The organism is Klebsiella sp. I138 (assembly GCF_051131765.1).
Classification (GTDB): domain Bacteria; phylum Pseudomonadota; class Gammaproteobacteria; order Enterobacterales; family Enterobacteriaceae; genus Klebsiella.
Genome location: NZ_CP180447.1, coordinates 603,460 through 617,813, shown reverse-complemented (window position 1 = coordinate 617,813; position 14,354 = coordinate 603,460). Strand labels below are relative to the sequence as shown.

At 41.8% G+C, this 14,354-nt stretch carries 16 protein-coding genes; 11 read left to right on the top strand and 5 right to left on the bottom strand.

From position 1 onward, the window contains the following. Positions 1 to 13: 13 nt before the first annotated feature. The 3 genes from ACMYSK_RS02745 to ACMYSK_RS02735 are packed head-to-tail and all read left to right on the top strand — an operon-like array spanning position 14 to position 2,818. Positions 14 to 1,174: an MFS transporter gene (locus tag ACMYSK_RS02745; protein WP_434640036.1), complete on the top strand. Its 1,161-nt coding sequence runs from the start codon at positions 14 to 16 to the stop codon at positions 1,172 to 1,174. Beyond that, positions 1,161 to 1,892 (top strand): transketolase, encoded by a 732-nt coding sequence (locus ACMYSK_RS02740; protein WP_434640034.1) that lies wholly within the window; start codon positions 1,161 to 1,163, stop codon positions 1,890 to 1,892. Before ACMYSK_RS02745 ends, ACMYSK_RS02740 begins: the two co-directional genes overlap by 14 nt. Then, positions 1,889 to 2,818, top strand: a complete 930-nt coding sequence (locus ACMYSK_RS02735; protein WP_434640032.1) for a transketolase family protein — start codon at positions 1,889 to 1,891, stop codon at positions 2,816 to 2,818. Before ACMYSK_RS02740 ends, ACMYSK_RS02735 begins: the two co-directional genes overlap by 4 nt. Before the next feature lie 26 nt (positions 2,819 to 2,844). Here ACMYSK_RS02735 and ACMYSK_RS02730 read toward each other — a convergent pair whose 3' ends face one another. The 5 genes from ACMYSK_RS02730 to ACMYSK_RS02710 all read right to left on the bottom strand — a co-directional run bounded on the left by ACMYSK_RS02730 (position 2,845) and on the right by ACMYSK_RS02710 (position 7,985). Then, entirely contained in the window at positions 2,845 to 3,462 is a 618-nt protein-coding gene (locus ACMYSK_RS02730; RefSeq protein ID WP_240727286.1) for a helix-turn-helix transcriptional regulator, read from the bottom strand. 196 nt (positions 3,463 to 3,658) lie between these two features. Then, on the bottom strand, positions 3,659 to 4,414 hold the full coding sequence (locus ACMYSK_RS02725) for an ABC transporter ATP-binding protein (protein WP_434640030.1): 756 nt from the start codon (positions 4,412 to 4,414) through the stop codon (positions 3,659 to 3,661). Continuing rightward, positions 4,398 to 5,411, bottom strand: coding sequence for a FecCD family ABC transporter permease (locus ACMYSK_RS02720; protein ID WP_434640028.1), 1,014 nt, complete (start codon positions 5,409 to 5,411; stop codon positions 4,398 to 4,400). Before ACMYSK_RS02720 ends, ACMYSK_RS02725 begins: the two co-directional genes overlap by 17 nt. A 43-nt stretch (positions 5,412 to 5,454) precedes the next feature. Further along, positions 5,455 to 6,534 carry an ABC transporter substrate-binding protein gene (locus ACMYSK_RS02715; RefSeq protein WP_434640026.1) on the bottom strand — a complete coding sequence of 360 codons (1,080 nt, stop codon included), beginning with the start codon at positions 6,532 to 6,534 and terminating at the stop codon, positions 5,455 to 5,457. Between the two features lie 68 nt (positions 6,535 to 6,602). Continuing rightward, positions 6,603 to 7,985 carry an MFS transporter gene (locus ACMYSK_RS02710; protein ID WP_434640025.1) on the bottom strand — a complete coding sequence of 461 codons (1,383 nt, stop codon included), beginning with the start codon at positions 7,983 to 7,985 and terminating at the stop codon, positions 6,603 to 6,605. A 423-nt stretch (positions 7,986 to 8,408) separates the two neighbouring features. Here ACMYSK_RS02710 and amiA point away from each other — a divergent pair, with 423 nt between their 5' ends. The 8 genes from amiA (at position 8,409) to ACMYSK_RS02670 (ending at position 14,353) form a co-directional block, all read left to right on the top strand. Beyond that, positions 8,409 to 9,263, top strand: coding sequence for an N-acetylmuramoyl-L-alanine amidase AmiA (amiA, locus tag ACMYSK_RS02705; RefSeq protein ID WP_240727330.1), 855 nt, complete (start codon positions 8,409 to 8,411; stop codon positions 9,261 to 9,263). 105 nt (positions 9,264 to 9,368) lie between these two features. After that, positions 9,369 to 10,409 (top strand): porin, encoded by a 1,041-nt coding sequence (locus ACMYSK_RS02700; RefSeq protein WP_434640023.1) that lies wholly within the window; start codon positions 9,369 to 9,371, stop codon positions 10,407 to 10,409. A 267-nt stretch (positions 10,410 to 10,676) separates the two neighbouring features. Beyond that, positions 10,677 to 11,597 (top strand): hypothetical protein, encoded by a 921-nt coding sequence (locus ACMYSK_RS02695; RefSeq protein WP_434640021.1) that lies wholly within the window; start codon positions 10,677 to 10,679, stop codon positions 11,595 to 11,597. A gap of 134 nt (positions 11,598 to 11,731) precedes the next feature. After that, positions 11,732 to 11,917, top strand: coding sequence for an AlpA family transcriptional regulator (locus ACMYSK_RS02690; protein WP_044711720.1), 186 nt, complete (start codon positions 11,732 to 11,734; stop codon positions 11,915 to 11,917). A 17-nt stretch (positions 11,918 to 11,934) separates the two neighbouring features. After that, the gene (locus ACMYSK_RS02685) at positions 11,935 to 12,507 is read left to right on the top strand and encodes a DUF2857 domain-containing protein (protein ID WP_434640019.1); all 573 of its coding nucleotides are present in this window, start codon (positions 11,935 to 11,937) and stop codon (positions 12,505 to 12,507) included. Position 12,508: 1 nt separating this feature from the next. Next, positions 12,509 to 12,718: a TraR/DksA family transcriptional regulator gene (locus ACMYSK_RS02680; protein ID WP_085453973.1), complete on the top strand. Its 210-nt coding sequence runs from the start codon at positions 12,509 to 12,511 to the stop codon at positions 12,716 to 12,718. A gap of 634 nt (positions 12,719 to 13,352) precedes the next feature. Then, positions 13,353 to 14,060, top strand: coding sequence for a lytic transglycosylase domain-containing protein (locus ACMYSK_RS02675; RefSeq protein ID WP_434640017.1), 708 nt, complete (start codon positions 13,353 to 13,355; stop codon positions 14,058 to 14,060). After that, positions 14,060 to 14,353 carry a TrbC/VirB2 family protein gene (locus tag ACMYSK_RS02670; RefSeq protein ID WP_434640016.1) on the top strand — a complete coding sequence of 98 codons (294 nt, stop codon included), beginning with the start codon at positions 14,060 to 14,062 and terminating at the stop codon, positions 14,351 to 14,353. The genes ACMYSK_RS02675 and ACMYSK_RS02670 overlap by 1 nt, the downstream gene beginning before the upstream one ends. Position 14,354: the final 1 nt, after the last annotated feature.

Genomic DNA, 14,354 nt, shown 5'->3' with positions numbered 1-14,354 from the left:
CATAAGGTGCAGCATGGAAAAGCGAAGTGGCTTAATGATAAATTATATTATACCTATAATATGTGGTTTTACCGCAGCCAATATGTATTACATTCAACCACTGGCCCCTATAATTAGCAGTGAGCTTATGATTCCTTATGTGAACGCATCCATGCTGTATTCATTTTCTCTTATCGGAAATGCTTTTTCATTATTCTTTATAATTCCGCTGGGTGATTTCTATAACAAAAAAATGTTAATCATACTCCTGTACATAATTTCGACGATTGCTTTAATGATCTTTTTCATAACAAAAAGCTATTATGTTTTATCTACCACTGCATTTTTAATTGGAATAGGTACGTCCGCGATCCCTTTAATTACGGCAGGGTTGAGCAAACAAAAAGACGGGACACGATTTATAGGTCGAATAATGGCAGGTGTATTAACAGGAATTCTTTTCTCCCGTTTCCTGTCAAGTTTATTGAGTGAAATATGGGGTTGGAAGTCGATATATGCTATAGCGGCAATACTGATGTTTCTTTCAAGTTTACTGCTTTTTATTAATTATCCAGAACCTCAAAATAGAATCTCTCAAGTTAAAGAATCTTATAGTCATATTTTACAACTAAATATCAGCAGCATATCACAGAATATGGTTATTATGCATTATTGCCTGAGTGCGTTTATCATTATGTTCTTATTTTCTGCATTCTGGAGCAATGTATCAATGTACTTAGAAACCGGTTTTCATCTCAGTCAATCCCAAATTGGCTTTTTTTCCCTTACAGGAGCTGCAGGTGCCTCATCTGCCTTATTCTCTTCCATAATTCTGAAAAGCATAAACTATAAAGACAATGCACTATATTATTTAATTGTGTTAGCCTTGGTGATAATGGGATTCTTTAGAGATTCATTAGTAACCGCTGTAATAGGTGCATTATTAATTGATGCACTTATTCAGTTAATACATATAAATAACCAACGAGGGCTATTCCTTTCCTGTAAGGGAAACGAAGCTCGGGCCGCAAGTTGCTATATGACGAGTTTTGTTACAGGCGGCGCAGTTGGCGGATTTATATCTTCTTATCTGTATACCCTATACGGATGGAATGTAGTTTTGATTAGCTGCGCAATCATTACTTTAATTCCGACTTTCATAAAACCGCGAGAAAATGTTAATGAACAATACTGAAGATGCGCTTAGTAATAGAGAACTTCTGAATCATTATTTATCTTTGATGACGGGAGATGAAAAACATGCACCTTCTTCTATCTCCACGCTTGATGTCATTCAAGTGTTGTATGACAAAGTGCTTAATTGTTCTCCCAATAAGACACAAGATGAGTATAGGGATCGCTTCTTTTTATCTAAAGGCCATGGACCGATGGCCTTTTATGCCGTAATGGTATTAAAAGGTTTTATTTCTCAGGAACTGCTGAAAACCTACGGTGAATATAACAGCAAACTTGGGTATCACCCAGACAGGACCAAACTAGACTGTGTAGAAATTTCCAGCGGTTCCTTAGGGCACGGCCTACCTCTGGCTATTGGCTCAGCTTTGGCACTGCGGGCCAGAGGAATTATAGGCCCAAAACATTGGGTTCTTATGGGGGATGCGGAACTCGATGAAGGTTCAAATTTCGAGGCGATTCCTTTTGCAGGCAGACATGGGCTATCAGAGCTGAATGTCGTCGTCATAGACAATGACTCATCCACTCTGGGTTGGCCGGGAGGAATCTCACGTCGTTTTTCCATTGAGGGCTGGAAGGTCACCTGTGTTAATGGCAGAGATCATGAGGAACTGTACCGGGCGTTTGTAAGAGAACATCCCCATAAACCTCACGCTATCATTGCTACTGTAGATACAAAATCAGGTAAACCTCGTAGACAATTCAGGGGCATAAGATGAAAACAGTTTTAACCTGGGATCAACGATTTGCAGAAATAAACGCAATGCGACAGCGTTTTGCTGTCGTCATGTCAGACTTGATCAGAGAAAACGACAATATTGCGTTGGTACTTGCTGATATTACCGCAGAGAGATTCACAGATGTTTTAAGCAATTTTCCTGATAGGGTTATCAATGTCGGGATTAGGGAACAACTGATGATTGATATTGCAGGAGGTCTGGCAATGTCAGGCATGCGCCCATTTGTACATACCTTTGCTAGTTTCCTGATAGAACGTCCCTTCGAGCAAATTAAAATTGCACTGAATCATCAGAATATCGGCGCGGTATTGGTCAGCGCCGGAGCCTCTTATGATTTGTCAGTTGATGGGCGTACGCACCAGTCACCGGCAGATGTGTCTCTGCTGAGTACACTTGCAGACTGGAAAATCATCATTCCAGGTAATGCCGAGGAAGCTGAATTCGCACTTCGTATGGCTGCAAAAGATATTGGTCTGTATTACATCCGGCTATCAACTGAAACAAACCAGCGTACATACTGGTCTGGTGAGAATAGTTTTATAGTGCTGAGAACAGGACATATAGGCACCGTAATCGCAGTGGGTCCAGTTGCTGAAAATGTCCTAGCTGCTACAGAGAATCTCGACTTAACAGTATTGTATGCGCCTATGATCACACCTTTCGACAGTGCAACTTTGCAGAATACTCTTTCAGTTCCTGATGTCGCAATCGTAGAACCGTACTTGGAAGGAACGACAACTCATGCTATAGCTGAGGTGTTGTCCGATATACCTCACAGAATCTTGTCCATTGGTGTAAAGCTAAAGGAGCTCAGACAATTTGGGACACCAGAAGAACACATGCGGGCGCATGGACTTGATACCGATGGCTTGAGATTACGTCTTTCAGAATTTTATCGTTACTGATAGATTATCTGACAAGGGACACCTTGTCAGATCAAACCTTCGGAAGTCGCTTTAAAGATCGCATAACGAACTGATGTCACATTCAATTTATCGAGAATATTATTGATATGAAACCTGACGGTCCTTTCACTCACACCAAGAATAAATGCTATTTCAATATAAGTTTTCCCAAACTTCAGCAAATTCATAACTTCCATTTCTCGTACAGTGAACACATGTTTTGGTGTTTGTTTATAATGGGCTTCAAAAAGACTCATAACATCATACAATATTTTATGTTTCTTTCTAGAGTAACACCTTATGAAATCCTCATCATCCTCATCATAGTACATCGTAAAAATCACCACATCGTGATTTATTTTTATAACAAAAGTCACCCCGCTGCGGATATTGTACTTATTGGATAAAGCCTTGATATCTTCATTGTTGCTGTTTACAGAAGACCATTTGAAAGGGGTTATTTTATTTCTAGCTTTCAATACAATATTACTTCGAAGATGCAGCTCTCTTTTTAGAAAATCCCGCTCCCAACAATTAGGCATGTTAGATATAATGAAAACCTCATCAAGAGAATTAATGGTAATAATTGAGTACCTTTTTATGCATATCTGACTAAGATATTCCTCAACGTATTTTTTAATCATAATTACACCTTGAGTAGTATTTTTTACAACATGAAGCTGCTATTTCATGCATCGATCAAAGCTATTTTATCGTATATATACAGTTGGATAATTGATCAATCGCAAATAATATTTCTATCAGAATTTATATCTAACTCGTACGTTTTCGCAATAAAAAATGCCTCGCCCCTATTTTCTCTTCGACATTGGCTCCCTTTCACAATGCAACAATAAATGATTCTTTCTGCACTCCATTATGTTCAAAATAACATCGCTTAATTGGTACGTGGAAATAATCGGCGAGGAGAGACTCTTGTAAGACACTCTGTGTAGTTCCAAAACAGTAACTATCTTTGCCCATTAGCAGACATTTATCTGCAATGTTATTAGCATGATTGATGAAGTGCGTATTCAGGATAATAGTAACATTTTTCTCCCGTGACAACGTGTGCAACCAATTGATAATGAGAGACTGATTATTAAAATCAAGATTTGATTCAGGTTCATCAAGCACAAGGATGTCCGGCTCTGAGACCAGCGCCTTCGCGATATAACACATCTGTAGCTCACCACCACTGATCTGGTTAACGTCTTTGGTTGCAAGATATGAAGCACCAAGCCCCGACAATATTTGCCCCGCTTTTTCGATATCCCTCGCCCCAGGAGATGCCAGCATTCCGCCCCGTAATGGGCACCCAAAGGAGATGAAATCGAGTACGTTGTAAGAAAAGTGAACACGTTTGGCCTGTGGGACATAAGCCATACGAGCTTTCCGGTTTTCAACTCGTCTTATATGACATGAGCCACTAACCGGTTGATACAGACCGGTAACCGTTTTAAGCAATGTTGTTTTACCAACACCATTCGGTCCTAGTACGCACAGTACTTCACCTTCATCAATGGAGAAGCTGATATTGTTAAAGGCAGTTTTACTCTTTTTGAACGCGAACGTCAGATTATTCACTTCGATCATATCGGTTACTCGCGATGAACAGTACAGCAAATAAAGGCGCACCAACCAGAGCAGTAAGTATTCCAATGGGGATCTCTGCGTAAGTCAGGGTCCTGGCAATGTTGTCGATGACCAATAAAAACAACGCACCACATACGGCCGAAGCCGGGATCAGTTTGCTATGGTTGTACCCGACCAGCGTTCTAACCAGATGCGGGATAACCAGACCAACCCAGCCCACCACGCCAGCGATGGTGACTGATGCTGCCACCAATATTGAGGCTGTGATTAGCAAAACTGCATTCAACAATTGTGGATTCATTCCAGCAATTTTGGCCTCATCATTGCCCAGAGACAACACATTGATTTTCCATCGAAGTTTGTAGATAACCAGATAACAAATGATGTATAGCGGGATGAGTCCGTAAACCTGCTCTTTGACCAAAGAAGCGAAACTCCCCATAAGCCAGAAGACGATAGCCGGGAGTTCGTCCTGTGGATCGGCAACATATTTAATGATTGATACAAAAGACATAAACACCGAAGCCACTATGATGCCCGACAGGATAGTCGTGAGCTCCCCATTGTTTTTCTTGAAATGGCAAAGTCCCATCACGCACAAAAGGCTGACAATGCCAAAGAAGAAAGAGGAAAAAGCGCTGAGTTGTAGTGGGAAACCTAGCAGTATCCCAAGTGCTGCGCCGAACGCTGCGGCGGAAGATGTACCGAGCACATCCGGGCTCGCCAGCGCATTTCGCAACACAGCTTGATACGTCACGCCTGCTACTGATAGCCCTGCCCCTACCATCATTACGGCAATAATCCTTGGCAACCGTAGATTGCATATAACCGAGAATCCTGTGCTCAAACAACGGCGACCATTATCATGTAATACCTCCGTCATGATTCCGAGGAAAGATAATGTATAGCGGCCTATGAACAAAGAAATCATAGCCATAATCAGTAACAATACTATTGAAAACCACATTAGCATGCGGTATTTTTGTCTTTCCTTCATAACTAACCTTTCAAATTAAAAACCGATGCGCCGAATTATTTTATTACCGCTGTCTTAACTCATCGGTTAATAACGCGTCCGGAATTTCATAATCAAACACTTTTTTATAGTGTAACTGCGTTGCAACTTTCAACTCTGCATCTGTTATATAGTCAGGATTAAATTTATTAATCATAAACAATGGTAATAGCGCAGTCTCAGCAGACAATCCTCCCCAATTATGTAGCCCCACAGGTGTGGAAAATATTTTCCCATCCTTGAATGCTTTTACATTATGCCAGTCTTGCCCGGGATTTTTATTATTAAGAATATCCTTAGCACTGCCAAAGACCACAAATATAACATCGGGATCCCACTGAATTATTTGCTCCATTGAAATATTAATGTACCTGCCAGCATCCCCTTTTACCACCAGATCACTTGCTACATTTTCCATCCCCGCCATCTTAAGATAGGTATCACCATATGTTTTTGGCCCACTCACCTTGAGCTCTTTTCCATCACTCTGCTCAAGATACAATGCCCGAATATGTTGTGATTTGATCTTCTCGGCATATGGTTTTGCCTCATTGAGACTTCTCTTCCATGCATCCGAAAATTTGTGACTGTGGGGTAAACCAAGGGTCTGGTTAAATTCGTTTTCCCAATAAATCTGCGTTACTACTGGCTCAAATTTCGTGTCACCACCAGCATCAAGATTAATGGTGGGGATCCCTGCCCGCTCCAGATTATCATTCTGACTTTTACCATAATAGTAAATAATATCTGGCTTTAGATTTAGCAGGGATTCCATATTTACAACATAGTCTTTATTAATAAAATCAGTAGTGATACGGTCGATATCTGGCTTCATATCCTTGAGTAGTTTCATGTTTGAATGCAGAAAAGCCCAAGGTCCAACGCCCACAACATGTTTATATGCTAAATCACTTGCCATAATTACACCAAAGGGGCAATTCCCAGTGATAATAATACGGTTGAATTTTATAGGTATTTCTTCTGAATTTTTCATATTTTGATTATTTGGCGTCTTTCTTACCTCACTACTATTGGCATAGCTTGCCGTTGATAATAATATTATAGATGATATGAACAATGATAATAGTATTTTCCCATTAAGCATACTTAGCGCCTCAACAATTTAAATGGATAGTGATTTAATAGCATGGCGTGATTATTTTATTGACAGACTTACATTACTTTCTTAAAAAAACCAACGTTCTGAGATGCAGATTTAAAGCGAAGATAACTCACCGTCAGAGACATGAATGAGAACAACGCCCCGGCGAAAAGACTAATATTCGTTACATTACGTCCAAAATTATTAAAGAAAAACGCCACCAACACAGAACCAATAATCTGCCCAATCAGACGTGAACTGCCTAATAATCCGCTGGCAATACCGCTATTTTCATGTGGAACTGAAGTCATAATGAGAAAATTATTAGGAGACTGGAATAGTCCAAAACCAAAACCACAAATAGCGATCCGCCAGAGGATTTGCAGATTCGAGGGTTGTGCGGGTAGCCATGTCATTAACAGAGTGCCTATCAAAAGTAGTAATAATCCGGTGAATGCTACCAGATTGGGTTCGTACTTTTTGATAAGTTCACCCGCAACCAGAGAGGTCAACATTGTCGCCAGCGGCCATGCCGTTAACAGTATGCCAATTTCAACGACATTGCGGTTTAATACATTATGAAAATAAAACGGTAAGGAGACATATGCCAGTAGCTGCGTACTATATGATAATAAAGACATTAATAACGACAGAGAAAATGTCCTGTTGCGAAATATCGCAACCGGGATCAAGGCATCAGTAACCTTTCTTTTTTGATTCAAATACAAAGTGATTGCCAGGACGACAAGAATAATCGAGCTTGGGATAACATCTAACACATTGTTCTTCGCCAGACCCAGCATCATCGTTGAAAACGAAGCGAACGTCAGGAAAACCAGCAACGCCCCCGCTTTATCAAACCGGTTTTCGGTACGTTGCGTCGGTTTGAACGATACAATACAGAGCAGCAATGAAATACAAGCGATCGGTACATTAATAGAAAACAACCAGTTCCAGTTCGCAACTGACAGAATAGCTGAAGCAATTGACGGGCCCGCCGCTGCGGAAACAGAGACCACCATTACATTAATCCCTAATCCACGACCTAACAACCGTGCAGGATAGATCTCTTTAATCAACACCGCATTCACACTTAGAATGGCCGCAGCCCCAAAGCCCTGAATGACGCGAAAAGCCGTCAGCATCATCAGTGTTTCAGAAAGTGCACAGCCTAACGAGGAAAGCGCAAAAAAAATCACCCCAAGAATAAAAATACGTTTGTTACCTATTTTGCCTCCCAATGCAGCGAATACCAGCAATGAAGCGACCACAGCAAACTGGTAGGCATTGATTATCAGGATGGATGCAGCTTCTGAAACGGCAAAATCTTTGCCAATAACAGGTAAGGCAACATTTGCGATAGTGCTGTCCAGCATCGCAATCACTGTACTAAGTGATACAGCCAGCACGGCACCAATGTTGAGTTTTTCTTCTTTGATATGTTCAGTTGACATAATTCCTCCCCAGAATAAGTCATCCAATAATGGATAGACTCATTCGAAATGTCGGCACACCCTTAATTGTTACGTTATAACATAACCACGGATAATGAGAATAATTATCTTTTGAAAGGATCTATATCAATATGTTTCCAGGAGGAGTCAATCGTCCTGATTGATAATTCAGGATTTTAAGTAAACACGACGGGCAAGGGCCAATCAGCAATACTCTTGCAGATTACGATCGTTTTTGGACGCCTGATGTCATCATGATTCAAGCGATGAGAGGCAGTGACAGGTATTAATAATCAAATTTATCAATACATTGAGCGCCTCCTGTTTTTCCAGTGATTAATATTAAGTAACCCGAAGCAACAAAAAATAACATTCAAGTCCTCGACCTCAAACAATTCATAACGTTATAACATAACGATTAATCTGTATGAGGCGGCAACATTGAACACCAACATTACCCGACGAAAACTTATTCTTACTGGTTTGGCAGCCCTCGCAACCAATACACTGGCTATACCACTTACATACGCACATACGCGACCTCAGCTAAGTCATAAGCATTCCTCCCTCCCAACAAATGGGCGCAGGAAATTTACGATAATGCTAGATCCTGGACATGGGGGGATTGATTCCGGCGCAGTAGGTAGTGAAGGTTCGCTGGAAAAACATGTAGTACTGGATATTACCTCTAAGATAAAAACCATTCTCAATAGCCACGGTATTAATGCACTACAGACGCGATCGGATGACACATTTATTCCACTATACGATCGCGTACAGATTGCTCATGCACACAAAGCCGATCTATTTATGTCCATTCACGCCGATGGTTTCGCAAGTCCTGCAGCCCATGGAGCTTCCGTTTTTGCACTTTCGACACGGGGGGCCAGCAGCGCTATGGCAAGGTATCTATCTAAAAGTGAGAATGCTGCTGATAATATCGCTGGAAAACAAATCATTCACAGAGACAAGTATCTCGACAAAATCATCTTCGATCTTGAACAGACTGAAACCATCAGGGAAAGTCTTTTACTGGGATCACATATAGTTCGCCATATTTCTCCTGTCCACCATATGCATTCAAACCATACAGAACAGGCAGCTTTTGCCGTACTTAAATCACCCTATATCCCATCTGTCCTGGTTGAAACCTCTTTTATCACCAACCCACAGGAGGAGAAATTATTAGGCACAACGGCATTCCGCAACAAAATTGCATCCGCCATTTCTAATGGCATTATCAGTTATTTTAGCCACAAACAAAACGTTTCAGCATAACGATAATAATCTCATTCCATTGGATTTAAGCAATGAGCACATGTCGCGGTAAATTGTCCACCCTGCCACCATTCAGATGCTGAGCCATCTTTAGGGATGTTTATCATGACATTGCATTACTTACGCTATTATTTTATATCAATCACACTACTTTTCTCACCGTACTCTTTTGCGGTCAACGTTCTGAACCAGGACGGTAAAAATCTCGATTTTTATGGCACTATCATTGCGAGACGTTTTACCAGTAATAACATCAAAGATGATGGCGATCGTAGCTATCTCTATTTTGGGTTGATTGGGAAGCATGACCTTACCCACAACTGGCAAACCTACGCTCAGTGGGAATATACGGTTAGTGCATCAGATGCCAGCAGAAATGCAACCCGGCTAGCGTTTCTGGGTGTAGACAACCCGTACTGGGGAAGCCTGGATATCGGTCGGAACTGGGGGGTACTGTACGACGTAACCTCAATAACCGACCGCTCTCCCTTATTCAGGGAAATGTCCTATAACTACATTGACAACTTCATGCGTGGCCGAGCCCTTAATCTTATGACGTGGCACAAAAAATTATCGGTCTTTCAACAGACTGTGAAATTAGCGATGCAATACCAGTTCAAAAGTAACAACGAAAATCGAGCCTTAAGACAACAGAACGGCAATGGTATTGGTACTTCCCTGTCCTGGTTCTTTACGCCAAAGCTCAGTGCACTTTTTGCTGCGTCATCTTCCGAGACCACATTTTCACAGCAACAAAATGCCGGTTACAAAAAAAATATTCGGACTTTCGCAGAGGGGCTTAAGTACCAGAGCAAAAAACTGTATCTGGCCACTGTTTTCACGCAGAGTAATGATGCTATCAACCCCCTGCCTCGCAATAATAATACCAACGCCTTCAGCTATGAAGCCCTGGCTAAATATATGCTGACCGACAAATTTCAGCCCAGCATTGGTTATACTCACCTGACGCAAAAAATCGCTGGCCAACGAACCCGAGTGCTGGATTATGAAGAAATAGGCTTTAGCTACTACTTCAACAAAAATATGCAGATATTTTTAGATTATAAATTTAATAACGTCAGAAATAGCCCTGCCGAAGTTGACTGTGCAGATAAACTTGACACAGGGATAAGTTATCACTGGTGAAAACGTATCCAGAGTTAGATGGATTCTGACTCTGGACAATAGAACATGGTTTAAATTAACGGATATGATATACACCTATAAAGACCCTTTCCATGCATCATTGGCAGCTAGCACTCACAAGCTATAAAGAAGAAATATCAATAAGATAATTTATTTTTCTAAACCTCGCATGTCTATAAACGTTGAGGTATTTCTCACATTGATAGCAATCAATTAACATATGGCATCAGATAATTGCCAAAGAAAACAAATGAAGGAAAATCACTTATGTCCTGGAATAGCAATCTCAAGCTTATGGCAAAAAACTGGTTAACAATACAAGAAGCAGCGCAAGTGATTAATGAGACATTCCACACTTCAATTACAGAAAGTACAATATATCGCTGTGCACTGTATGGGCAAATCAACCTATCTATATACTTCCAGTCTCCGGTGACATTACGAAAAATAACTAAAAATGGAGGAAAAGTAAAAATATCCACTTTGGACAAATCAGAACTAAAGAGACTCTGTTTTCTTGATAAGCATTGTTTCATAAATAATAGAAACCTTATCATCTCTACTGAAGGAGATTACTTTTCATCTCGCAGGAATATTTTAGACACGAACCTATTTGGATTTGAATACATTATCATACAAAGATATCTAGCAGACTCTCTCAGCATGCCACTACCTATTGATAATCCTGACACCATTAATTTTGGCATCACTGTTACGAGTGGAAATGAACTTTTTTTGCTTTTCAATAAAATATCATGGAAAGAACAAATTCAGAGCAAGATAAAATACTTACCGGATGAAACCACCTCTATAATCAAAGACTTTTGCTTGCGGAATGAAAATCTGGGCTATGCGGATCCATACTACTTCCCAATGCATGACTTGCCTCAAGATGCTTGTTTCGTCATAAAATGTGTAGAAATTGAGAGAGTAATAGAAAAGCTAACCAGCGATAAAAACCCCACGTTATCTCCGACGAGAATATCGACGCCCTTATCCCGGCTTTTCTGGCTAGCCTGTCATCATAATGATGATATACGCCCTCTGGTGAAACAACCTTACAAACTCTTGTCTATATTTGAAGAATGGGCAATCTCTGATGGCATCACCGATCATCTCAGCGGTGATACGCTAAAAACGGCGCTGGAGCGTGGATCCCCTTTATCGTTTAAAACTACGGTGAAGTAGTACATCCTTAGTGTATATAGCTCTGAGATCCGTATTACGGGTGAATAATTTCGTGATACGGGTTCACTGTCTTTATCTAAACATCATTCTGTGTTCCTTTATGATAGCAATGCCATAAGCCCCTGGAGGAACAAATGCCATCTCATCAATTATTACGCCTCAGACAGGTCGAGCAAAAAACAGGTCTTAAACGTTCACAAATCTATCTGTATATGAAAGACAAGAGTTTCCCACTCTCAATAAAAATCGGCCCAGCCAGTGTAGCCTGGCTCGAGTCGGAGATTGACGAATGGATTAATCGTAAATTAGCTAACCGTTAAGACAAGAGAGATAACTTATGTTTCCCTCGCTGAATTATTACGTACTCGCGGATGTAATTTATGCATTGAAGGACGGTGACTTATCTTACGGTGAAACTCTTGGATTTACTCTTGAAGAAGTTAACGAAATAAGTCAGTTACCCTTTAATGCATTATTGACCACCTGCCACTCTCCCGCATCATTTATTACAGTCAAAATTCACCATGACATTTTACGCAAGCAGCTGGAAAGAGCACGTACTGAAACCCAGCATCATCAGCAAATTAATCGGGCGATCCGGTTAGGTGGGTCTATAGCATTACTAAAGCATTATTTTGGTCTTACTTCCAACGATGTCTGTTTCAACCGCAGATTACAGGGCATATCTGTACCGTATGGACGCACACCTCTTCCTGATGAAACCATGGATGCCACAATATGGTGCCGATGGAAGGCGTTAAAAGGGAAAAGTCCTAATACTAATGAAGCACTTAACATCATGATGAAGATCACCGAAGAGTTAGCCTCGGAGCCCAATCCCCCCTCACTCACTGCTGTGTGTAACCGAATCACATTTTGCGAGCAGGGGAGGACAGACAGGAGGACATGATATGCCTGACGAAGTTGATCGCGACCAGGAATTTAATGAGCAACGTCTGGAGGAAATGATTGAGCAAAGCCGTTTCAAACCAGCAGCCACGCCTTCCCTGTATCACTGTCAGTTCTGCGGTAGACCAATTCCTGAAAAACGGAGGCGCACTCTGCCGGGAGTAACAACGTGTAGAGAATGCCAAGAAATGCTTGAACGACGTAAATGCTAATGTTAACAGCAAGGCGTGCAGGGAATTAAAACCCCGCACGTCTTTATATTTCACTATTAGTAAAAACTCAATTACCGATTATCCCCCCCTTACACTACTAAAATTCAGCCCCAAAAAACTCTTGGCATTTCATCTTTACTTTATCATTCCAATTTATAGTAATTAAATTCATCCTGATAGTGTTTCTGCTCATCGCCCTGACAGTTAGGCACTTATTCAGCCCGGTCGAGCACCGTTCTTTAATAATTTATATCAGGCTATCACACAACCTTAATTCAGTGTGCCGCTGAATGTTCTCGCTGACCCGTTGAAATCGGAATGCAGAATTGGGATGTGACCCGTTTATTATTATTTTGATTAGAGAGCTATCCAGATAAAACCAAGTGACATATTTTTGTCGGTCTGGAATTTTCAACAGATACGCTGAAATAAAATATCTACCGTAATAAAATTAGTGCAGCATTTACCCGAGTCAAAAGCCCTGTAAAGAATATCTCATGACACCCTTTATTATGGTTTCGGCAATCCGGCGCAAAGCGTTCACAATATCGGAACCACACATTTAACCCTTCAAGTTTCCCTCAGCATGCATGGTTCTTTCGCTATGTACGCTGCCCGCATTCCCGAGGCTACTATGCTTTCCACATCTGCCTTTCTGGCGGTGGCCATGCAGTGTGCCGCCAGCATTCATCCGTCCACAGCACTCGACGTCGTTAGGGTGGAGTCCAATTTTAACCCTTATGCGATTGCCGAAATTATCCCAAGGGGCTCACGCACCTTCAGTCACAATAAAATCATTTCTCATCAGCCCACCAGCCGGGAAAGAGCAGAGCGAATCATACGTCGCCTTGTGGCGCAGAGCCGCCGTTACTCTGTGGGGCTGATGCAAATTACCAGCACCAATTTCCATCATTACGGTGTGACAGCCTCTGACCTGCTTGATCCCTGTACCAATTTGTCTGTTTTCGAATACATCCTCAACGACTGTTACCGACGCGGCGGCTCGCTGAAAAGAGCACTGAGCTGCTACTACTCCGGCAATTTCCGTACCGGAGAACAGCCGGAAGCGGCTTTTTCCGGAACCAGCTATGTGCAACGGATTGGTTACGCTGCAGCTCCCCGCTATGCCGTACCCGGAACCCACAAGGATAAATTGACACCCCCGCCGTTCATGAAGCCTACGTCTGCCGGTGACCAGTTACGTCCCTGCGTAATCTGGCCTAAGGGCGTGGTTCGTGGCGTCCCCTCAAAATTCCGCCAGAAGAAAATTGCCATCGAAAAGATCTCTACGCCGTCATTGCGCCGGAGCCTCTCCCTGTCCCCCCGTGAGGAGAACGAATAATGACACTTTGCCGCAAACTTAAGGCCGCTTTCAGTTCTGTTTCCGCATTTGCAATCATCGTTTGTTCTGTACCTCCGGTTTTTGCCGACGGCTTTCAACGCGCAAATACCGTGATGGAGAAAGTCGCCACCGGCCTTAATGGTCTGGCGGCCATCACTATTACCGTGGCCGTGATCTGGGTAGGTTACAAGACACTCTGGAAAGGCGAAAGCCTGTCCCAGTGCGCCTACATCATCATTGGCGGCATCCTGATTGGTGGAGGCAGTGAAATCGGCGCACTGCTGATGAGCTGAG